The organism is Gellertiella sp. DMC107 (assembly GCF_056313605.1).
Map to the genome: position 1 here is coordinate 106975 of NZ_JBQUZZ010000005.1, position 21017 is coordinate 127991.

The following is a 21017-nucleotide window of genomic DNA, read 5'->3' on the forward strand; positions in this document are numbered from 1 at the left end:
CCGCTTTTTTAGATGTTTCGGGCGCTCTGCATCCGAAGCGGATTCTGCAAGAAAGCGGGGCGGAGCATAAGGATTCATTAACCGAACGGGCGCCAAATGGATGTTCGGTCCCGCCGGAAGGGAACCCATGTGCGGGACGGCCTTCCATATACCGCACAGGCGACTTGGCCGTGCCTTGAAGAATTCACCCTGTCTCCATATGTTGGGGACCAGACTTGCGAGCCTGAGAGATGAAGACACTTCTTTCCCTGTCCCTTGTTGGATTGATGTTGGTGGAACCTGCCGTTTCGGCCGGGGCCCTTGCAGCGGGCAAGAAAGCCTCTTCCACCCCCTCACCCGAAATTACCGGCGCCATTCCAAGGGCGGGCAGCGGCACCGCCAGTCCCCTGCTCAAGGCGGGGCTGGATGCGCTGACCCGGGACGATATTGGGCAGGCACTGGCCATCCGCGACCGGCTGCGCGGCAACCGGCTGGATCAACACATCCTCACCTGGGCCATTGCGGTTTCCGGCGCACCCGGTGTTCCCTCTTCCGACATTGCCGCCGCACAGGCGGAACTGAAGGGCTGGCCGGGGCTGGAGCGGCTCCGCGCCCTTTCCGAGAAAGCGCTTTATCGGGAAGACCCGTCCGCCGGCGATGTGATTGCCGCTTTCGGGGACACCCAGCCCGAGACCCCCGAGGGCGCCTTCGCCCTGGCCAAGGCCCTGACGGAAACCGGAAATGCGAAGCGGGCGGCCAAGATATGGCGCAAGGCCTGGCGTGGCATGGTTTTCGACCCGAGCCTCGAGAGCCGCGCCATCAAATCCCTGTCCGGCCTGATGTCTGCGGCGGATCACAAGGCCCGCATGGACCTCCTGCTCTATCATGACAGGATCGCCCAGGCGAAACGCCTTGCCCAGCTGGGACAAGCGCAAAGCCTCTATGCCGCCTGGGCCGCCGTGCTGTCGAAGTCGCCCCAGGCTGCCAGCCTGCTGAAGGCCGTCGACCCGAAATGGAAGAGCGATCCAGGCTATCTCTTTGCCCGGATCCAGTATAATCGCCGCAAGGAAAACTGGCAGCAGGCCGCGACCCTTCTGGGCGCGATGCCGCGGGATCGCGACAGCCTGGTGGATCCGGGCGCCTGGTGGAACGAGCAGCGGATCGTCAGCCGCGGCCTGATGGACAAGGGCCAGCCGAAAGCCGCTTACCGGATCGTTGCAGCCGAAGTGGCGGAAGAGCAGGCCGATCAGGTCGAAGCGCAGTTTCATGCGGGCTGGTACGCCCTGCGCGCGCTGAAGGATCCGGACACCGCCTCCCGTCATTTCCGCGCCATCCTGAAAGCCTCGAACCGGCCGCTTTCGGTTTCGCGCGCCTATTACTGGCTGGGCCGTTCGGCAGAAGCCGCGGGCGATCCGGCGGCCAGCGACTATTACGGGAAGGCCGCGCGTCATCCCGCCACCTTTTACGGCCAGCTGGCCTCTGCCAAGCTGAAGCGGCAGGCCCTGAATGTGTCCTACCCCTCCCCCGGCGCGGAAGACCGGGCGCGCTTCCAGGCACGTGAAGCGGTTCAGGCCATTGCGCGCCTCGAAGCGGCCGGCCATGGGCACCGGGCAAACAAGCTGTACATGGCGCTTGCCGAACAGCTGGACAGTCCCGGCGAGCTGGCATTGCTGGCCGCCCGCGCCGAGAAATCCGGTAACCACCAGCTGTCGCTCAATATTGGCAAGACGGCCTATGGACGCGGGATCGATGCCGCAGCGCTGGCTTTCCCCGTGGGCGTCATTCCGAAGAGCGCCAATATTTCCGGCTCCGGCAAGGCCCTCGCCTATGCGATCGCGCGACAGGAAAGCGCCTTCAACCCTGCGGCCGTATCGGCCGCCAATGCCCGAGGCCTCCTGCAGTTGCTGCCGAGCACCGCAAAAACCGTTGCCAAGCACAATGGCATTGCTTTCTCGAAGGAGCGGCTGACCACGGATGCGGGCTACAATGCCACGCTGGGCGCCCACTATCTTGGCGAGCAGATCGACGCCTTCAACGGCTCCTATATCATGACCTTCATCGCCTATAATGCCGGGCCCAAGCGGGTTCCCGAATGGATCGGGCGATACGGCGACCCGCGCGGCAAATCGATCGAAGAGGTGGTGGACTGGATCGAACGCATTCCCTTTACCGAAACACGCAACTATGTGCAGCGGGTGATGGAGAATTACGAGGTCTACAAGAGCCGCCTCGGCCAGCGCGCCAGCATCGTGGAAGATCTCCGCTATGGCCGCTACGGCGTGGCCGCCTCCGCGGAGTGACAGATAGGGCTTGTGACAATCGGCCTGCCGGGCGAGGCGCGCAGCGGGAGAAATTTCCGAAGATGTGCGCTGGAGTGCCCGGGGTCCTATATCCTCGCAAGCTCACACCGGCGTGAGCTGCAAGAGAGACCTGCAGAAGGTGGATTAAGCCCGGCTGACCAGCCTTGCAGCGGAACGCACAATAGAAAAAGGCCCGGCAAAGCCGGGCCTTTCCTCGGATGGGGATCCGATCAGAACGAACGCTGCAGACGGAAGTAACCCGTTACGCTCTCGTTCTTGTTGTAGTTGATATCCAGCGAACCGGTCAGGCCGGTAGCGATCTGGTAGCTGGTGAGCGCACCGACAAACCAGTTCTGCTCGCCTGCCAGGTTTTCGGAAACCTGGAATTCGGGCATGACGGTCAGCTGATCGCTTGCCTTCACGGAGTAGGCAGCGCCAACGGCCCACTTGGTCTTGCCAGTATAGATGTTCTCACCGTTCGACCAGAGACCGGCAACTTTGAGGGTGCCCGGACCTGCTTCAGCGGAAGCAATGCCCTTGATGGCACCGTTTTCGGCGTCGGTGTCGTAAGCGCCGATGAACTTGGCAGTGAACGGACCGGCCCCTGCGGAGATCTGACCTTCGATGCCCACGCCATTGCTTGCCTCACCGGTTTCGTCCAGGCCGAGACCCACGCCGAAGCCATCGGCTTCATAGGTGTAGGACACAGCATTGAACTTAGCCTTGGAAGCCCAGCTGGAGTTTTCACCGATACCGGCGTCGAAGTAGCCTGCGAAGTAGCCGACCTTCAGGCCGCCGAGCTGCATGTAGGCGGCATCGATGCCGAACGTATTGGACGTGCCGTCGTCATTCGCGGCGACCGCTTCGATGTAGCCGGTCAGCGTGCCGAGCTCGCTTTCGGACTTGCCGGTGACCTGAAGGTCAGCCTTGGTGACGGCATCCCACTTGCGCGCCGCATCGCTGCTGTTGAAGCCCACGTTGAAGCGGACATAGCCGCCAATCTTCAGGCAGTTTTCGGTCCCGGGAATGTAGAAGAAGCCGGCGCCGAATGCGTCGCAGACCTTTACATATTCAGCGGGTTCCGGTTCGGCGGCAACGATGGCGTCGGCGGCCTGTGCGCCGGATACCACAGCGAGGGCTGCGGCGGAGCCGAGGAGAAGGCTCTTGATGTTCATAATGACCTCCAGTCACGTTGTCAGGCCGTCCCGAAGCCGATTGCCGGCTCCCCCTGTTCGGGCCTGTGTCTCAGTTTCAGAAGACCGGGCAGATGCCCTGCGTCTGGAGAAAGGAAACCAAAGCCGCTGGAGACTCGCAATTTCGAATTGATTGAGTGTTTGTTTTTTAAGTGATTTGTATTTTTTTAGTGACTAACTAAACACACGAAATAAATATATTTTTCAATGGTATACGTTATTACCTACAATCTAATAGATCCATTAAAACGGGATTTGAACCGCTATACCATCCGAGAATCGCGCAATTATTCTTCTTATGGTTGCACATTCACGCGAATATAAAGCGCTCACCCCGGCGAATGACCTTCCCTGGGAAAAACGCCAGGAAAAGGCCGCTGAAGACGCCAGGAAGAGGATGAAGCGGGCAGAATGGGTGGAATCGCTGGAATCACGACGGTCAGCGATAGAAGAATATGATTAATGAAATACTAAAAAAGAAAGGCCCGGCTTTCGCCGGGCCTTTCCCTAACCACTGCAGAGCAGGGATTAGAAGGAGCGCTGGATGCGGAGCATGCCGCCCCACTTGTCGTCGGCGCCAGCAGCACCCGGACGGAGGTAGTCGATTTCCGGGGTTACGGTGAAGCCAGAAGCAACCGTGAAGGCTACGTTGGCAACAGCTGCGAAGTTTTCGCCGTCGTCGTAGGAGAGCTGAGCGTTGAGCTTGGCAGCGTCCGTCAGAGCGAACGATGCACCACCCCAAACAGCCCAATCGCCTTCCCAGCGAGCGTACTGGTTCTTGAAGGAACCGTCGGTGTTCCAGCCAGCCATTACGAAGACATCAACGCCGCCGAAGGAGCCGTCAACGCGAGCCTTGATCGCGCCTTCTTCAGCCGATTCGTCGTAACCGCCAACGAGGCCAACGCCGAAGGTGCCGTTGTTGTAGCCAACGCCAGCAACTACGTTCGGAACGTAACCGGAGTCCTGACCCTGCAGGGCAACTTCATCCGGGTTGTTGTCGTCTTCGAGAGCCAGGGCCAGCTTGAAGCCGTTGCCGGCGTCATAGGTGTACTGGATCAGGGCGGTGCCGTACGGACCTTCCTGGATCAGGTCGTCCTGGATCACGTTACCAGCGTAGCCGGTGAACTGGGTGAACAGCGAGTCGGTGAAACCAACCAGCAGGCCGCCGAGCTCGATGTAAGCATGGTCGAGGCTCGTGGAGGTGCCGTTGCTGTTCTTGTTGTTGAAGTTCACTTCAGCGTAGGTCTTCAGGGCGCCGTATTCGGTGTCAGCAGCCGTGGAAACCTTCAGACGGAACTGTACGCGCTTGTCCCATGCATCGCCGTTGCCGTCAGCGTCGGTGTCGAGGCCGAGCAGGTCGCCGCCGCGCATGTCGTAACGGATGTGGCCGCCGATCTTGAGGCAGGTTTCGGTGCCGGGGATGTAGAAGTAGCCGGTGCCGAATGCGTCGCAAACCTTTACATATTCAGCCGGTTCCGGCTCAGCAGCTACGATCGCGTCAGCGGCCTGTGCGCCAGATACTACAGCGAGAGCTGCAGCGGAGCCGAGGAGAAGGCTCTTGATGTTCATGTTTGACCTCCAGTCAAGTTGTCTTTGGTTCTGGGTTCTTCGCTACGTCGGCAGCGTTCCCTGCCCCAGTACCGTTGAATTAGAAGACGGACGATCCACCGCCTCGCTTCTGTGATGCACAATATATAACCGTTATTGCCGCGCAACATTCATCTGGCCGTCAGTGATTGTTTAAAATGTTGATGGAAGTGACATGTTGCGAAAAGAACACAAACCCACCTTCCGACCGCCCTTTTTGTTAACCTTTCGTTAAGAAGTGCTGGAAAATCAATGGTTAAGCGAAGCGGTAAGCAGGCGCTTCCGGCCATAATCCGCGGAAATCCGGCCTAAATTCATCTCCTTTTGGGACAGGAGGCCGTCTGAGCGGTGGAGGAAGCCTGCTGGAGCCGGGCTGCGTCCATCCCGGTCAGCCCCCGCATCACGCCCTGTCCGGGGAATCGATTCCCGCCCGATTCTCTCCCGCCATGCGTCACGCGCCACAGACCGGTCTGGCATCGGGTGCCAGCTTGGGTCAGTCGATTCAGTGTCGAGGGGGAAGAAAATGATCGCCGCGCGATTGGGCGGACAGAAAGCAGGTGGCGGAGAGGAAGGGATTCGAACCCTCGATACCCTTTAGGGGTATACTCCCTTAGCAGGGGAGCGCCTTCGACCACTCGGCCACCTCTCCAACCACGAAAGCGCTGATAAAGAAGTTCGGGGGGTTAATCAACCCAAAAGCGGAGCGAATTGAATGCCTGTGGGAAAAGTCTTCGCCCGCCCCCTCGGGTTGACGGCGGGTCGAGGCGTGGCATGCCACCGGGTTTGACGATCTTTTCCTCTTTAAAGAGAAAAGCCCGCCCTGCCAGGTGGCAGGGCGGGCATTTTTCCGCGCTCTAGACGCGCTCTGCTCAGATGTCGAAGCGGTCTGCGTTCATCACCTTGGTCCAGGCGGCGACGAAATCGCGGACGAACTTTTCCTTCGCGTCGTCCTGGGCATAGACTTCCGCATAGGCGCGCAGCACCGAGTTGGAGCCGAAGACGAGGTCGATGCGGGTTGCCGTCCACTTCACGGCACCGGTCTTGCGATCGCGAATCTCGTAGGCATTGTTGCCAACCGCATGCCAGGTGTTGGCCATGTCGGTGAGGTTCACGAAGAAGTCCGTGGTGAGGGCGCCGACGCGGTCGGTCAGGACACCATGCTGCGTGCCGCCGTGATTGGTGCCGAGCACGCGCATGCCGCCGACGAGGGCCGTCATCTCATGGGCCGTCAGACCCATCAGCTGGGTGCGGTCCAGCATCAGCTCTTCCGGGCTGACCACGTAGTCCTGCTTCAGCCAGTTGCGATAACCGTCATGGATCGGCTCCAGAACGGAGAAGCTTTCCGCATCGGTCTGCTCGGCGGTGGCATCGCCACGGCCCGGCGCGAAGGGAACCTTCACGTCGAAACCGGCTGCCTTGATGGCCTGCTCGAGGCCGACATTGCCGGCAAGGACGATCACGTCCGCGACGCTGGCACCGGTGGAGGCGGCGATCGGCTCCAGCACGGAGAGAACACGGGCGAGACGCTCGGGCTCGTTGCCGACCCAGTCCTTCTGCGGGGCGAGACGGATCCGGGCGCCGTTTGCACCACCGCGCATGTCCGAACCGCGATAGGTGCGGGCGCTGTCCCAGGCCGTCGCGATCATGTCGGACTGGCTGAGGCCGCTTGCGGCGATCTTCGCCTTTACGGCGTCCACATCATAATCGGTGCGGCCGGCCGGAACCGGGTCCTGCCAGATCAGGTCTTCAGCAGGCACATCCGGGCCGACATAGCGGACCTTCGGGCCCATGTCGCGGTGGGTCAGCTTGAACCAGGCGCGGGCGAAGACTTCGGAGAAATAGTCCTGGTCGTTCATGAAACGCAGGGAGATCTCGCGATAGATCGGATCCACCCGCATGGCCATGTCGGCATCGGTCATCATCGGGTTATAGCGAATCGACGGATCTTCCACGTCGACCGGCTTGTCTTCCTCGCGGATGTTGACGGGTTCCCACTGGTTTGCCCCGGCCGGGCTCTTGCGCAGCTCCCATTCGTGGTTGAACAGCATCTGGAAGTAGCCGTTGTCCCAACGGGTCGGATGGGTGGTCCAGGCGCCTTCGATGCCTGAAGTCACGGTGTAGCGGCCCTTGCCCGACTTGTTCGGGTTGGACCAGCCCATGCCCTGCTCGGTCACGTCTGCGGCTTCCGGATCGGGACCGATCAGCTTGGCGTCGCCATTGCCATGCGCCTTGCCAACGGTGTGGCCACCGGCGGTCAGGGCCACGGTTTCCTCATCGTTCATGGCCATGCGGGCGAAGGTTTCGCGGATCTGCGCGGCCGTCTTCAGCGGATCGGACTTGCCGTTCACGCCTTCCGGGTTGACATAGATGAGACCCATCTGCACGGCGGCCAACGGGTTTTCCATGGTCTTCGGGTCTTCGACATTGTCGTAGCGGCCATCGCTCGGCGCCAGCCACTGCTTTTCCGAACCCCAGTAGACGTCCTTTTCCGGATGCCAGATGTCTTCACGGCCAAAGCCGAAGCCGAAGGTCTTCAGGCCCATGCTTTCATAGGCAATGTTGCCGGCGAGAATCATCAGGTCGGCCCAGCTGATCTTGTTGCCGTACTTCTTCTTGATCGGCCACAGCAGGCGGCGGGCCTTGTCGAGGCTGACATTGTCCGGCCAGGAATTGAGCGGAGCGAAGCGCTGGTTGCCGGTGCCGCCGCCGCCACGGCCATCGGCCAGACGGTAGGAGCCGGCGGAGTGCCAGGCCATGCGGATCATCAGGCCGCCGTAATGACCCCAATCGGCCGGCCACCAGTCCTGGCTGTCGGTCATCAGCGCCTTGAGGTCGGCTTTCAGGGCCGCGACGTCGAGCGTCTTCAGCTCTTCGCGGTAGTTGAAGTCCGGACCGAGCGGGTTGGTCTTCGTATCATGCTGATGCAGGATGTCGAGATTCAGCGCGTTCGGCCACCAGTCGGTGTTGGAGGCCTGGCGGGACGTGTGTCCGCCATGCACGACCGGGCATTTGCCGACGATCTTGGCTTGTTCGTTCATCGTGTCTTCCTTCCCTAGAGATGCAGCAGTCTCCCCTCTCCTCTTGCAGAGGATTGTGACAGGGGAATGCCCTTTTCGAAGATTTTGGAATCATTCTAGAAGAGCCATCCGATAAAAGAAAATTGTATTTTCTAAAGAGCCTGATAGGATTTCCTTATGATTGGTCTCTCCATGAAGCATTTGCGTTATTTCGATGCCCTTGCCCGCCACCGACATTTCGGGCGGGCGGCCGCCGATTGTTCGGTTTCGCAACCGGCGCTTTCCGTGCAGATCAAGGAGATGGAAGGATTGATCGGCGCACCGCTGGTGGAGCGGTCGTCCCGGCAGATCCGGCTGACCATGCTGGGCGAGCGCTTCTCCGAGCGGATTCGCTCGATCCTGCAGTCTGTGGATGAACTGGAGGATCTTTCCCGCACGTCCCACAGCCCCTTTACCGGGCCTTTTCGCTTCGGTGTCATTCCGACGGTCGCGCCTTATGTGCTGCCCCGCATTCTCAACGGGCTGACGCAAGCCTATCCGCTGCTCGATGTAAGACCTCGGGAGGCGGTGACGCAGAAGCTCAAGGACGATCTCGCCGACGGGCGGCTGGATGCGGCCATCGTGGCGCTGCCGACAGGCGAATCCAGCTTCCGGGAAAGGGATCTCTTTTCCGAGGAATTTCTGCTGGTGCGTTCCCGCGAAGACGCCGAAGCGCCGGTACCCTCCCTCGAAATGCTCCAGACCATGCGGCTCCTGCTGCTGGAAGAAGGCCACTGCTTCCGCGACCAGGCGATTGCCTTCTGCAATCTGCATCCCTCACCGATGCGCGACCTCATCGAGGGCAGTTCTCTCTCCACCCTGGTTCAGATGGTCGGCGCTCATATCGGCGTGACGCTCATTCCGGAAATCGCGCGCCGCATGGAAATCCGGTCCGCGAATGTATCGGTCGCGCGCCTGCCCTCGCCCGCGCCGACCCGAACGATCGGGATGATCTGGCGGCGCAGCAATCCGCTGAGCGAGGAACTGGAGCATATTGCCGGGACCATCGCCCGGTTCGGCTTGAAAACGGATGCCATCAGCATGCCGGATGTGCAGGCGGAACATTGGTGAGTGGATCGCGTTCCACCTACAGCCCCTGCCTCTGCTTTGCGGCCGGCAAGCCACCGGCCACCACCTGATCAGAGAAACGCAACGCGTTGCCCTTCAGCAGCCGGCCAAGGGACATTCCCTTCGCAGGGGTACGGCCTCCTCTGGACAGCGCGTTGCGAGCGAAGAGACAAATTCGGACTGGCGTTGATTTTATACTCGTGCGAAATACTATGCCGCTCCGAAAATGTTGACCTGAAATTGCTTCTTTTATTTTCATATTCTAAGCCACTACAAGTGACTCAGAGCGAGGAGCAATCCACCTTAACCGCATGAACGACCGCCCAAACAGGATAGCCGCACCAATCCAAACACCGAAATTCGGCACAAAGTGCCTTGAAACTCTACCCAAAGGCGGCATCAAGCCGTTGATTGCACGACCTTTCTCCCCAAGCAAATACGGAGAAAGCCGGTCGGGCATCCGCCGGAAAGCCGGGCCAGCAAGAACCGCTTTCCATCCACCTTCACTTAAGCAGCCACAAGGAATTGTGGAGGCTGGCACAGGGATAACGAAGAAATTTCGTTTTGTAAACGAAGATTTTTCGTAAATTGGAATGGCAAGACCAGAAAAACCAAGAACAGCGCTAGGTCAAAGACTGATACACGCACGAAAATCACTTGGAATGGTGCAGCGGCGGGACATGGCCGCTCTGCTCGGCATTCCGGTCGATACATTAGGAACCTACGAAAGAGGCGTGAGCGAGCCGGGCATGAATCTGCTCGCCTTGTACCGTTCGCGCTTCGGCATCAACCTCAACTGGCTTGCGACGGGCGAAGGCGAAATGCTGGAGCAGCCCGCAACGCTTGCCGAACCGGTGCAAAGTGCCCTGATCGAGAGGATCGCGGCAGCGGTCACGGGCGTCTATAGCCAGCTCGGTCATGCCGAGGATACGGGCGCGGCGGCGGGCCACACGGCGGAAATTTACCATCAGATGATTGCGCGCGGCGTCGACCCGAATGATGCGGAAGCGGTCGAAGCCCATTTGCCGGCCTATGCGCTCGCGCTTCGCCGAAAACTGTCCCGCGGCGGCGCGGGCCAGTGATGGAGGTTGGGGACCAATGCCGCTCATGCGGCCCCGGTCCCCGCTCCCTTTTTTCAGTCTTCCCGGAAGGCGTGCCGGATCTGATCCGTCAGCGGCTTCAGGAAGTAGGACAGGGCCGTGCGCTTCTCCGTCTGGATAAAGGCTTCGACCGGCATACCGGGTACGAGCTCGACGCCTTTTTCCGCGATCTTCTTGGCAATGTCCGCTTCCGGGGTAATCCGCAGTTCGTAGAAACTCCGTTCGGTCTGCCGGTCAGTGGAGGCATCCGCGGCCACGAACGTGACCGTGCCTTCCACTTCCGGCGTGTGGGAACGGTTGAAGGCGGGGAAGCGGATGCGGGCGTCCTGCCCCACATGCACCTGATCGATATCGATGGGGCTGATCCGCATCTCGAATTCCAGCGGTGCCGTGCCCGGCACGATCTTCATGACCGTTTCGGCAGGGTTGATCACGCCGCCCACGGTGTGAACGGAGAGTTCGTGCACGATGCCGCCGACCGGTGCGCGCAGATCGATCCGGGCCAGTTGATCCTTGGCGGCGAGCTGGCGGGCTTCCTGCTCGGCGATTTTCGATTCCGTATCGCGCAGGTCCCGCATCACGTCGGACAGAGTTTCTTCCTCCAGGCCGGCAATCTGGACATTGGTTTCGGCGATCTGGGCCATCATCCCGGCGCGATCAGTGATCAGTGCGCCATATTCTCCTTCGAGCTTCGCGGAATTCTGCTCGAGATTGGCGACCTGGGAGCGGGTCGAGAGGTTCTTCTTCAGAAGCCCCTGCGCCGTTTCAAGCTCCGTCTTCACGAGATCCCATTGCCGCTTGCGGCTGTCGATCGTGATGTCATAGCCCTTTACCTGCTGGCTGAGCTGATCGATCTTCTGGCGCAGCTGTTCCTGCCGGTTGATCAAGGTGCGGCGACGGGTTTCGAAAAACTGCTTTTCGCTGCGCATGGAATCGGTATCGGCCTGGGTAGGCTTGGCGACCATTTCCGCAGGGAAGGTAATGTGGTCAACCCGGTCCCGCTCCGCCTGAAGGCGCGCCAGCCGGGCCTTCAGCGCAGAAATGCTGGATTCGACGATCGCGAGGTTGGCCCGCGCGGTGGTGTCGTCGAGGCGCATGACGATATCGCCTGCCTTCACCTTCGAACCGTCCTGCACATAGATGGCGCCGACGACTCCGCCCACCGGATGCTGGATGAGCTTCTCGTTGCTCTGCACCATGACCCGGCCGGCGCCGACGACGGCGCCATTGATTTCCGTATTGGCCGCCCAGCCGAAAATGCCGAGCACCATCAGCGCTATGAGACCGTATCCGAGAGCGATCTGGCGGTTGAGCCCATCATTCACGGGCTTTCCCGATTCCGGCTTGAGGTCGAGAATCGGCGTACCGGAGAAAGGCTGTTTTTCCTGTATCATTTCGCCCACCTCACGACTTCACGGCAACGGGACGGGCAATCGGTCCCTGGCCTGCGGGATTGTTGAGCTGCTGCATGACTTTCTCGGTCGGGCCGAAATGGGTCAGGGCTCCATCCTGCAGCACGGCGACCAGATTCACCACGGCCAGCGCACTGGGGCGATGGGCGATCATGATGACGATCCCCTTGCGCGCCCGAACGTCGCTGATGGCTTTCATCAGGGCGTTGTCACCCTCTCCATCCAGATTGGATGCGGGTTCGTCGAGCACGATCAGGAACGGCTTCCCGTAAAGCGCGCGGGCCAGGCCGATCCGCTGGCGCTGTCCGCCAGACAGCATCACGCCCGTTTCGCCGATCCGCGTGTTGTAGCCATCGGGAAGGCGCAAGACCATGTCATGCACGCCGGCTGCGCGAGCGGCCTCGATCACTTCCTCCGCCGTTGCGGTCGGATCGAAACGGCAGATATTCTCCGCAATGGTCCCGTCGAACAGCTCGGTATTCTGCGGGAGATAACCGATCTGGCGTCCGAGCTTCTTCTCGTCCCATTGATCCAGCGGAGCCCCGTCGAGGCGGATAGACCCGCGCACGGTACGGGCCGCACCGACAATCGCGCGGGCGAGCGTGGATTTCCCCGCTCCGCTCGGGCCGATGATGGCCACGCCGTCGCCGGCCTGAAGCGTCATGTTGATGTTCTGGACGATCATGCGATCGCCGCCCGGCGTCGCGACGGTCACGGCTTCCAGCGCTACCGATTTTTCCGGATCGGGCAGATCGAGCGTTTTTCCCTTGGCCGGCATCTTGCCGATGATCTCGAAAAGACGGCTGCGTGCCTGACGGGCGGACACGAAGAGCTTCCATTGACCGATGACCATGTCGATCGGGGCCAGTGCGCGACCCGAGACGATATTGGCGGCGATGATCGATCCGGCGCTCAGTTCACCCTGAATGGTCAGGTAGGCGGCCACACCCAGCGACGACGACTGAAGGATCAGGCGGAGAACCTTACCCACCGAACCGAGCGTCGTGGACACATCGGTCAGATTGCGCTGGGCATCCATGTAGTTCTGGTTGACCGCATTGAACTGGGTGAAATAGGCGGATCCAAAGCCCATGGCCTGAATGCTCTCGGCATTCCTGCGGGCTGCCTCCGACATGGCCTGTCGCTTGCCCACCAGCTCCATCACGGTCTTCGACGGCTTGCGGCTCAGCGCTTCCGTCAGAAGCGTCAGGGCGATCAACAGCACCGCGCCGGCAATGGTGATGTAGCCCAGCAGCGGGTGCAGCGCGAAGACGAAGATCATGTAGATCGGGATCCAGGGCAGATCGAACAGCGAGATCAGCGCCTGCGAGCTCACGAAGCTGCGCACGGTGTCGAGATCCCGCATGGGGGCCTGCGCCTCTGCCGGATTGCGTCCGAAAAGGGTGAGCATGCGCAAGGCATCGAAGGCGACCGGCACGAGTTCGCGGTCAAATCGCAGACCCAGTCGCGCCACGATGCGCTGGCGCAAGCCATCCAGCACGCCCTGAAAAAGGTAAAGCCCGACCGTCAGTATCGACAGACCCACGAGGGTCGGAACGGATCGGCTGGAAAGGACGCGATCATAGACCTGCAGCATGTAGAGCGAGCCGGTCAGATACAAAAGATTGATGATGCCCGAAAAGATGAAGACGCTGACGGCCGATCGCTTGATCGACGCCATGGCCCGCTGGATTGCATCGCTATGGGTGGCAGAGGCTTGCCGTGACATAATGTCCTTTCTGGTGCATCCAAATCGCACCGAACACCAGCGAAATAGCATAAATTTGAATATTGTGCAGCGTTGGGACGCCGCCCGGATTTCCACTAGTATCTACATTAGTAGAAATGCAACTATAATAAGGCAAGTTGGTTTAAATTCGGCTAAGCGACAAAAAAACGCCTGTGTTCGCAGAAGCAGATCAGCCGAGCAGGAGGACCTGGATATCGGCGACATTGGTGCCGGTGCCTCCCGTCATGACGAGATCGCCGGACGCGTCCAGCGCCGGATTGCTGTCATTGTCGGCGAGACGTGCAGCCACGTCGATGCCCGCGATGGCGCAGCGCGCCAATGTGCCGGCATCCACCACGGCACCGGCGGCCTCGGTGGGTCCGTCACGGCCATCGGTCCCGCCGCTGAGGAAGACCCACGGACGCGCAAGCGGAGCCGCCGCATCGGCCACGGCAAAGCGGAGCGCCAGCTCCTGGTTTCGGCCACCCTTGCCCCTGCCCTTCAGCACCACGACCGGTTCGCCACCGGAAATGATCGCGATCCGCCCGTCGGCGGCAAAGGAGGCCATGCGGTGGAAATCGGCAGCCGCTTCGCCCACCTCGCCTTCCAGCCATTCGTGACCGGTGAAGGCGACATAGCCGGCGGCCTCCGCCGCCGCCTTGGCTGCGTCGAGGCTCAAGCGGTTGGAGCCGATGATGCGCGAGCGGGCATGGGGAATCGGGGCAGAGAGATCCTCCGCCGGCGCCTTTTCGGCGAGATGACGGGCAATGCTCTCCGGCAGGCCCTCGACCAGTCCGTACTTGCCGAGAATCTCCATCGCCCGGGCGGCGGTGGCGCGGCTCGGCACGGTCGGGCCGGAGGCGATGATGGTGAGATCGTCGCCCGGCACGTCGGACAGCACGAGCGAGACAAGCTTTCCCCGATGCGCAAGCCGCGCGAGGCGTCCGCCCTTCAATCGCGACACCATGCTGCGGACGGTGTTGATTTCGGTGATATCGGCGCCAGACCGGATCAGGGCGGCATTGAGCGCCATCTTGTCGGCAAGCGACACGCCTTCCGCCGGCGCGCAGAGGAGCGCAGAGCCGCCGCCCGAGGTGAGAACAATGACGAGGTCACCCTCTTCGGCGGATGCGACGGCGCGCTCTATGGCCGCGGCACCCTTCATGCCGTTTTCGTCGGGTATGGGATGGCCGCCGGGCATGACGGTGACGCGATCCACCGAAGTCACGTTCTCGTAGTTCGTCAGGGCAACCGCCTCGGCAAGCTTGCTCGTCGCGAAGGGCACCGCCGCGCGGATCATCGGCACCGCAGCCTTGCCGAAGGCGACGAGGATGATCCGTCGCGCGGCTGCGATTGCTTCGGCTTCCTGACGCAACGCCTTTTCCACGGCCCCTTCCGGATCTGCCGCCCGGACCGCCGCATCGAAGAAGGCGCGGGCATCGGCGCGCAGGGCAGAGATCGTTTCGGAATGCATGACCGGTCCTGACATGGTGTGACATCGAAAGGCGGCGGAACCGTCTGCCGATTCCGCCGCCCTGCATAGTGCTTATCCTTGAACGGGATGCAACGCATCCTGCGCCGTTGCAAGGCCGGATAACGTCAGCCGGCCTTACCTTTTTGGCCTCAGGCCGCCTTCGCCCGCTGGCCGAGCACGCCGGCAATCGTCTCGCCGAAGGCAGAGGGGGTCGGCACAATGGTGACGCCCGCATCCTTGAGGATCTCCACCTTTTCCTGCGCCGATTCCCCGAAGGCGGAGATGATCGCGCCCGCATGGCCCATCTTGCGGCCCTTGGGCGCGGAGAGACCGGCAATATAGGCGATCAGCGGTTTCTTCATGTGCTGTTCGGCCCAGAGCGCGGCTTCCACTTCCTGCGGGCCGCCGATTTCGCCGATCATCACGACCGCGTCCGTTTCCGGATCCTTGTCGAAGAGTTCGAGAATGTCCTTGAAGGACGAACCGTTGATCGGATCGCCGCCGATGCCGACCGAGGTGGAGACGCCGATGCCAAGCGCCTTCATCTGGCTTGCGGCCTCATAGCCGAGCGTCCCCGAGCGGCCGACGATGCCGACGCGGCCCGGCAGGTAGATATGGCCGGGCATGATGCCGAGCAGCGCCTGACCGGGGGTTATCATGCCCGCGCAGTTCGGGCCAATCAGCCGCATGCGGTCCTCGTAGCGGTAGCGGCGCATGTAGCGCTTCACCCGGATCATGTCCTGGCTCGGAATGCCGTCGGTGATGCAGACGCAAAGCTTGATGCCCGCATCGGCCGCTTCCATGATCGAGTCGGCGGCAAAGGGCGGCGGCACGAAGACGATGGAGGTATCCGCGCCGGTTTCCTTGACGGCGCCCTTCACCGTGTTGAAGACCGGCAGGCCGAGATGGGTCTGGCCACCCTTGCCGGGTGTCACGCCGCCGACGACATTGGTGCCGTATTTGCGCATGTCCTCGGCGTGGAAGCTGCCGATCTTGCCAGTGAAGCCCTGGACGATGACGCGGTTCTTGCTGTTCAGGAGAATGGTCATGGCTCGCCTCCTCAGGCTGCGGTCTTGGTGACGGATTTCCAGATGGACACGGCCTTTTCGGCCGCTTCGGCGAGCGTGTCGGCGACTTCGATCTTCTCGCCCGACTCGGCGAGGATGCGCTTGCCCTCCTCCACATTGGTGCCGGCAAGGCGAACCACCAGCGGCACGGGCACGCCCACTTCGCGGATCGCCTTCACCACGCCCTCGGCCACCCAGTCGCAACGATTGATGCCTGCGAAGATGTTGACGAGGATGGTCTCGACATTCTTGTCCGCCAGCACGGCGCGAAAACTTTTCGCCACACGCTCCGGCGAGGCGCCGCCGCCGATATCGAGGAAGTTCGCCGGCTCGCCGCCCGCGATCTTGATCATGTCCATGGTCGCCATGGCCAGCCCCGCCCCGTTGATGATGCAGCCGATCCGCCCATCGAGGCCGACATAGGACAGGCCACGATCCGAGGCGAAGGTTTCGCGCGGGTCTTCCTGGCTCTTGTCGCGCATTTCGGAAATATGGGCGCGGCGGAAGAGCGCGTTGTCGTCGAAGGACATTTTCGCATCGAGCGCCATCAGGCGGCCGTCGCGGGTGACGACCAGCGGATTGATTTCCAGCATGGAGGCGTCGAGTTCGCTGAAGGCCTTGTAGCAGCCGATGATGGTCTGCACGGCCTTGCCGATCATGGCATTGTCGAGCCCGAGGCCGAAGGCGATCTCGCGCGCCTGAAACTCCATCATGCCGGCACCGGGATCGACCACCGCGCGGATGATGCTGTCCGGTTCCTTGTCGGCGATTTCCTCGATCTCCATGCCGCCGGAGCCGGAGGCGACGATCATGACGCGCTCTTCCTTGCGGTCGAGTACGAAGCCGAGATAAAGCTCGCGGACGATGTCCACGCCCTCTTCCACGTAGAGACGGGAGACGAGCTTGCCGCGCGGGCCGGTCTGGTGCGTGACGAGGCGACGTCCGAGCATGTGTTCGGCGGCATCGGAAATCTCGCTGTCAGAGCGGCAGACGCGGATGCCACCGGCCTTGCCGCGGGCGCCGGAATGGATCTGCGCCTTCACCACCCAGGTGTTGCCGCCGATCTCGCTGGCGCGATAGGCCGCCTGTTCCGGGCTGTAGGCAAGCCCGCCGCGCGGGATCTCGATATGGTAGCGGGCAAGGATTTCCTTGGCCTGATATTCATGAATGTCCATGATTGTCTCCTCCCTGTCCGTTGCCTTATTCCGCTGCAATCGCCTGGCTTGCCGCGCGGATCGCATCCGCCGTGGCAATCACGTTCTTCGCCATGCGCTCGGACGCGGCATCGATCATCTTGCCGTCGAGCGATGCCGCGCCCTTGCCCTGCGCTTCCGCTTCCTTCAGCGCGGAAATGATGCGCTCCGCCTTGGTGACTTCCGCCGGCAGCGGCGAGAAGACCTCGTTGGCGAGCGTGATCTGGGACGGATGGATCGCCCATTTGCCCTCGATGCCAAGGGCTGCGGCCCGCCGCGCGGCGGCCTTGTAGCCTTCCGGATCGGAGAAATCGCCGAAGGGACCGTCGATCGGACGAAGGCCGTAGGCGCGGCACGCAACCGTCATGCGCGACAGAGCGAAATGCCACTGGTCCCCCGGATAATCGGGGTTCAGCCCGCCGATATTGACGGTGCGCGCCTTGTTGAAGGCGGCATAGTCAGCAACCCCGAAATGCAGGGCCTCCAGCCGGTGCGGATAGGCGGCAATCGCCTCCACATTGGCCATGCCCAGCGCCGTTTCGATCAGCGCTTCCAGACCGACGCGGTTCCTGTAGCCCTTCGCCATCTCGATCTGGTTGCACAAGGCATCGACCATGTAGAGATCGGCGGGCACGCCCACCTTCGGTACCAAGATCGTATCCAGCTTGTCGCCGGCCTGTTCCATCACGTCGACCACGTCGCGGTACATGTAATGGGTGTCGAGGCCGTTGATGCGCACGGAAACGGTCTTGCCCCGGCCGCGCCAGTCGATTTCGTTCAGCGCGCGGATGATGTTGGCACGGGCGCGCTCCTTGTCCGGCGGCGCCACGGCATCCTCGATATCGAGGAAGACATAATCGGCGGCGGAATTCGCGGCCTTGGCAATCATCTCCTCGTTCGAACCGGGGACGGCGAGTTCGGAGCGCTGGACGCGCAGCTTGCGCAGATGGTGGATGGTATGGCTCATGATCCCGTCTCCCTTCAGGCGGCTTCGGCGAGGCTGGCGCGGTCGCGGAAACAATCCACGGCTGCACCGACCCCGGAGCCCGGCTTCAGCTTCACGCCGCAATCCAGCATGGTCATTTCGGCCGCCGACAGCGCGGAGCAGACCATGACCTCGTTCAGCGAACCCAGGTGGCCGATGCGGAAGACCTTGCCGGCGACCTTGTTGAGGCCGGCGCCGAAGGCGGTGTTGTATTTGACCAGCCCGTGGCGGACGACCTTGGCGCCATCGATGCCCTCCGGCAGCACGATGGCCGAGACCGTATCGGAGTACCACTTCGGCTCCTTGGCGCAGAGCTTCAGCCCCCAGGCATGGACGGCCGCGCGGACGCCCTCGGCCAACCGGTGGTGGCGGGCGATGATGGTGTCCAGCCCCTCTTCGGCAATGAGGTTCAGCGAGGCGCGCAACCCGCGCAGCAGCTGGGTCGGCGGCGTATAGGGGAAGTAGCCGAGATCATTGGTCTTGATCATGTCCTCGAAGGAGAAATAGCAGCGCATGTGCCGGGCGGTCTTGGCGGCCTCGAGCGCCTTCTTCGACACCGAGAGGAAACCGAGGCCGGCGGGCAGCATGAAGCCCTTCTGCGAACCGGAAACCGCGCAATCCACGCCCCAGTCTTCCTGCCGGAACTCGATGGAACCGATGGAAGAGACGCCATCGACGAAGAGCAAAGCCGGATGCTTCGCCGCATCGAGCGCGCGGCGGACGGCGGCGACATCCGAGGTCACGCCGGTTGCGGTCTCGTTCTGCGTGACGAAGACGGCCTTGATGCGATGTTCGCGGTCGGCCATCAGCTTTTCGGCATAGTGCTCCACCGGCACGCCCGTGCCCCAGTCGCAATCGATCACATCCACGTCGAAGCCGAGCCGTTCCGCCATGTCCACCCAGAGTAGCGAGAACTGGCCGAAGCGGGACATCAGCACCCGGTCGCCGGGCGAGAGCACGTTGGTCATCGCCGATTCCCAGGCGCCGGTGCCGGAAGAGGGGAAGACGAAGACGCGGCCGGTCTCGTTGCGGAAGACCTTCTTCAGATCCTCGAAGATCGGCAGGGTGAGTTCCGGAAAGGTCGAGGCGCGCATGTCCTCCATCGGCAGGTTCATCGCCTGACGAACCGCTTCCGGCACATTGGTGGGACCGGGAATGAAGAGATGGTTATAGCCTGCCATGAAATTTCCTCCGCTGAACTCACCGCCGCCTCGAACCGGAGCGGCAATCGTTAACGGAACCTTCCCCGGCGGGACGGTCTTCAACAACACTCCCTCGGGCAGAAACTGAACGACATCAGGGGAACGGCTCGGGTGGGGCGCAGCCTACCCGATGGGCGAAAGCGAACATTTGACGAAGCAAGGAAATTTCCTTACATTAGCAGAAAAGGAGTTTCCTTATGGCAATCCTCAGGAAAATCAGCACCATCACCGACAAGGGGCAGACCACCGTACCGAAGCCGGTTCGGGAGGCGCTCGGCATCGGCACGGGCGACCGCGTGGTATTCGTGATCGACGAGAACCGCCGGGTGGTTCTGGAGCGGGCGGAAACAGCGGATGAGGACCCTGTCATTTCGGGGTTTCTCGATTTCCTTGCGCAAGACATGGAACGCAATCCGGCCGGTTCCATACGCCCCATGCCCGAACCGCTTCGCAGACGAATGGCTGCCGTCGCCAGCCATGATATCGACCTCGATGCACCCATCGAGGGGGACGTCGATCTCTGACGATGACCACTGCGAAAGGCTGGACAATCCGGTTTCATCCTCTGCTCATCGAGCAGTTGGAGCGGCTTTCGCTGGCCGTCGAGAAAGAGAAGGCTAAAGATCCCAATCGTTACGGCCAGAGCGCCAACGCCAAGCTTCTCCAGGCGATCAACCACCTGATCTTCGAGAGAATCCCGTCCGATCCATCGTCAGCCGAATACCGGCAGGGGGGGACGCTGGGTGGTGCGCGAAAGCACTGGTTTCGCGCCAAGTTCGGAAACCAGCGCTTTCGCCTGTTCTTCCGCTACAGTTCCGCGAGCCGGGTGATCATTTTTGCCTGGGTGAATGACGCAAACACGCTTCGTGCCTATGGCTCTCGGACCGATGCCTATGCGGTCTTCCGTTCGATGCTGGACAACGGGCACCCGCCCGATGACTGGAATGCCCTGCTCCAGCAGACACGCCCACCGGAGGGGAACGATTGACGGCCTTTATCCCCGTCGCCGTTGCTCGGTGGCGAAGAGCGAGACGGCCATGGCGCGGTTGCGCACCTCCAGCTTGTCGTAGAGATTCTTGAGGTGGTACTTCACCGTATTTTCGGAAATGCCGGTGCGGGTGGCGATCTGGGTGTTGGTCCAGCCGTCGCCCAGCATGCCCAGAAGCTCGCGCTCGCGCTGGGTGAGGCGGGCGAGCGGCGATTCCGCCACCTTGTTGAGCGCCGCATAGGGAATGCAGATGCGGCCCCGGGCCACCGCCTGGAAGGTCGTGAAGAGGATCGAGGGATCTTCGAACTGGTAGCAGAGGCCGTGCACCCCGAGCCGCACCGCCTCAGCCACGACGACAGGATTGTTCTGGTCCGCGAAGATCACGATGCGCGGAGACAATCCCAGCCGGGCAATCTCGGCGACGATCTCCGGCGCATCGGCGCCGTCGAGCGACCAGCCCAGCAGCAGGAAATCGGGCAGACGTTCGGTGAGCGCATGGTAAAGATCGGCCGGCGCACGCACATGGCCGTAAACCGCATAGTCGCCCTGACGGTCGAAAAGCTCGCGCAGGGCCGAGACCACCAGTGGATTGCGCTCGGCAACGAGCACTTCCTGGGGCACATGGTTTCCCGGCCTGTCGATCATTGCGGTCCCCCAGACGAGCCGCAAAAATATTCTCCGGAA

Annotated in this window: 16 protein-coding genes and 1 tRNA gene; 5 read left to right on the forward strand and 12 right to left on the reverse strand. The window is 61.7% G+C overall.

The window, feature by feature from the left end:
* Positions 1 to 230: 230 nt before the first annotated feature.
* Positions 231 to 2279 (forward strand): lytic transglycosylase domain-containing protein, encoded by a 2049-nt coding sequence (locus tag ACT54B_RS16740; protein WP_476046435.1) that lies wholly within the window; start codon positions 231 to 233, stop codon positions 2277 to 2279.
* Positions 2280 to 2509: 230 nt separating this feature from the next.
* Here the strand turns inward: ACT54B_RS16740 and ACT54B_RS16745 are convergent, their stop codons facing one another.
* From ACT54B_RS16745 to katG, 4 genes are all read right to left on the reverse strand, one after another.
* Positions 2510 to 3454 (reverse strand): porin, encoded by a 945-nt coding sequence (locus ACT54B_RS16745; protein ID WP_476046436.1) that lies wholly within the window; start codon positions 3452 to 3454, stop codon positions 2510 to 2512.
* 546 nt (positions 3455 to 4000) lie between these two features.
* The gene (locus ACT54B_RS16750; RefSeq protein WP_476046437.1) at positions 4001 to 5041 is read right to left on the reverse strand and encodes a porin; all 1041 of its coding nucleotides are present in this window, start codon (positions 5039 to 5041) and stop codon (positions 4001 to 4003) included.
* 576 nt (positions 5042 to 5617) lie between these two features.
* Positions 5618 to 5708: transfer RNA gene (locus tag ACT54B_RS16755), tRNA-Ser, on the reverse strand.
* Between the two features lie 220 nt (positions 5709 to 5928).
* Positions 5929 to 8097: a catalase/peroxidase HPI gene (katG, locus tag ACT54B_RS16760; RefSeq protein ID WP_476046439.1), complete on the reverse strand. Its 2169-nt coding sequence runs from the start codon at positions 8095 to 8097 to the stop codon at positions 5929 to 5931.
* A gap of 156 nt (positions 8098 to 8253) precedes the next feature.
* On the opposite strand from katG, the gene ACT54B_RS16765 reads away from it, so the two are divergent.
* Positions 8254 to 9186 (forward strand): hydrogen peroxide-inducible genes activator, encoded by a 933-nt coding sequence (locus ACT54B_RS16765; RefSeq protein WP_476046441.1) that lies wholly within the window; start codon positions 8254 to 8256, stop codon positions 9184 to 9186.
* A gap of 590 nt (positions 9187 to 9776) precedes the next feature.
* Positions 9777 to 10265 (forward strand): helix-turn-helix domain-containing protein, encoded by a 489-nt coding sequence (locus ACT54B_RS16770; protein WP_476046442.1) that lies wholly within the window; start codon positions 9777 to 9779, stop codon positions 10263 to 10265.
* Between the two features lie 53 nt (positions 10266 to 10318).
* On the opposite strand, the gene ACT54B_RS16775 is transcribed toward ACT54B_RS16770, so the two are convergent.
* From ACT54B_RS16775 to ACT54B_RS16805, 7 genes are all read right to left on the reverse strand, one after another.
* Positions 10319 to 11677 carry an HlyD family type I secretion periplasmic adaptor subunit gene (locus ACT54B_RS16775; RefSeq protein WP_476046443.1) on the reverse strand — a complete coding sequence of 453 codons (1359 nt, stop codon included), beginning with the start codon at positions 11675 to 11677 and terminating at the stop codon, positions 10319 to 10321.
* Between the two features lie 10 nt (positions 11678 to 11687).
* Complete coding sequence (locus tag ACT54B_RS16780; RefSeq protein WP_476046444.1) at positions 11688 to 13424, reverse strand: type I secretion system permease/ATPase; 1737 nt, start codon at positions 13422 to 13424, stop codon at positions 11688 to 11690.
* A gap of 190 nt (positions 13425 to 13614) precedes the next feature.
* A complete protein-coding gene (locus tag ACT54B_RS16785; RefSeq protein ID WP_476046446.1) occupies positions 13615 to 14898 on the reverse strand; it encodes a glycerate kinase type-2 family protein in 1284 nt (427 codons plus the stop codon).
* Positions 14899 to 15047: 149 nt separating this feature from the next.
* Positions 15048 to 15947, reverse strand: a complete 900-nt coding sequence (gene sucD / locus ACT54B_RS16790; RefSeq protein WP_476046447.1) for a succinate--CoA ligase subunit alpha — start codon at positions 15945 to 15947, stop codon at positions 15048 to 15050.
* A gap of 11 nt (positions 15948 to 15958) precedes the next feature.
* Positions 15959 to 17140 carry a malate--CoA ligase subunit beta gene (locus tag ACT54B_RS16795; RefSeq protein WP_476046449.1) on the reverse strand — a complete coding sequence of 394 codons (1182 nt, stop codon included), beginning with the start codon at positions 17138 to 17140 and terminating at the stop codon, positions 15959 to 15961.
* Positions 17141 to 17165: 25 nt separating this feature from the next.
* Positions 17166 to 18125: an HpcH/HpaI aldolase/citrate lyase family protein gene (locus ACT54B_RS16800; RefSeq protein ID WP_476046450.1), complete on the reverse strand. Its 960-nt coding sequence runs from the start codon at positions 18123 to 18125 to the stop codon at positions 17166 to 17168.
* Positions 18126 to 18139: 14 nt separating this feature from the next.
* Positions 18140 to 19324: an aminotransferase class V-fold PLP-dependent enzyme gene (locus ACT54B_RS16805; RefSeq protein ID WP_476046452.1), complete on the reverse strand. Its 1185-nt coding sequence runs from the start codon at positions 19322 to 19324 to the stop codon at positions 18140 to 18142.
* A gap of 218 nt (positions 19325 to 19542) precedes the next feature.
* Between ACT54B_RS16805 and ACT54B_RS16810 the strand changes: the two genes are divergently transcribed.
* On the forward strand, positions 19543 to 19869 hold the full coding sequence (locus ACT54B_RS16810; protein ID WP_476046454.1) for a type II toxin-antitoxin system PrlF family antitoxin: 327 nt from the start codon (positions 19543 to 19545) through the stop codon (positions 19867 to 19869).
* Positions 19870 to 19871: 2 nt separating this feature from the next.
* Positions 19872 to 20333: a type II toxin-antitoxin system YhaV family toxin gene (locus ACT54B_RS16815; protein ID WP_476046456.1), complete on the forward strand. Its 462-nt coding sequence runs from the start codon at positions 19872 to 19874 to the stop codon at positions 20331 to 20333.
* Between the two features lie 6 nt (positions 20334 to 20339).
* On the opposite strand, the gene ACT54B_RS16820 is transcribed toward ACT54B_RS16815, so the two are convergent.
* Complete coding sequence (locus ACT54B_RS16820; RefSeq protein ID WP_476046458.1) at positions 20340 to 20978, reverse strand: response regulator transcription factor; 639 nt, start codon at positions 20976 to 20978, stop codon at positions 20340 to 20342.
* Positions 20979 to 21017 lie beyond the last annotated feature (39 nt).

Coding starts and splice junctions, on each gene's coding strand:
- ACT54B_RS16805 (WP_476046452.1), bottom strand. CDS start 19,324: ATGGCAGGCTATAACCATCTCTTCATTCCCGGTCCCACCAATGTGCCG.
- ACT54B_RS16810 (WP_476046454.1), top strand. CDS start 19,543: ATGGCAATCCTCAGGAAAATCAGCACCATCACCGACAAGGGGCAGACC.
- ACT54B_RS16820 (WP_476046458.1), bottom strand. CDS start 20,978: ATGATCGACAGGCCGGGAAACCATGTGCCCCAGGAAGTGCTCGTTGCC.
- ACT54B_RS16765 (WP_476046441.1), top strand. CDS start 8,254: ATGATTGGTCTCTCCATGAAGCATTTGCGTTATTTCGATGCCCTTGCC.
- sucD (WP_476046447.1), bottom strand. CDS start 15,947: ATGACCATTCTCCTGAACAGCAAGAACCGCGTCATCGTCCAGGGCTTC.
- ACT54B_RS16780 (WP_476046444.1), bottom strand. CDS start 13,424: ATGTCACGGCAAGCCTCTGCCACCCATAGCGATGCAATCCAGCGGGCC.
- katG (WP_476046439.1), bottom strand. CDS start 8,097: ATGAACGAACAAGCCAAGATCGTCGGCAAATGCCCGGTCGTGCATGGC.
- ACT54B_RS16770 (WP_476046442.1), top strand. CDS start 9,777: ATGGCAAGACCAGAAAAACCAAGAACAGCGCTAGGTCAAAGACTGATA.
- ACT54B_RS16795 (WP_476046449.1), bottom strand. CDS start 17,140: ATGGACATTCATGAATATCAGGCCAAGGAAATCCTTGCCCGCTACCAT.
- ACT54B_RS16775 (WP_476046443.1), bottom strand. CDS start 11,677: ATGATACAGGAAAAACAGCCTTTCTCCGGTACGCCGATTCTCGACCTC.
- ACT54B_RS16800 (WP_476046450.1), bottom strand. CDS start 18,125: ATGAGCCATACCATCCACCATCTGCGCAAGCTGCGCGTCCAGCGCTCC.
- ACT54B_RS16785 (WP_476046446.1), bottom strand. CDS start 14,898: ATGCATTCCGAAACGATCTCTGCCCTGCGCGCCGATGCCCGCGCCTTC.
- ACT54B_RS16740 (WP_476046435.1), top strand. CDS start 231: ATGAAGACACTTCTTTCCCTGTCCCTTGTTGGATTGATGTTGGTGGAA.
- ACT54B_RS16815 (WP_476046456.1), top strand. CDS start 19,872: ATGACCACTGCGAAAGGCTGGACAATCCGGTTTCATCCTCTGCTCATC.
- ACT54B_RS16745 (WP_476046436.1), bottom strand. CDS start 3,454: ATGAACATCAAGAGCCTTCTCCTCGGCTCCGCCGCAGCCCTCGCTGTG.
- ACT54B_RS16750 (WP_476046437.1), bottom strand. CDS start 5,041: ATGAACATCAAGAGCCTTCTCCTCGGCTCCGCTGCAGCTCTCGCTGTA.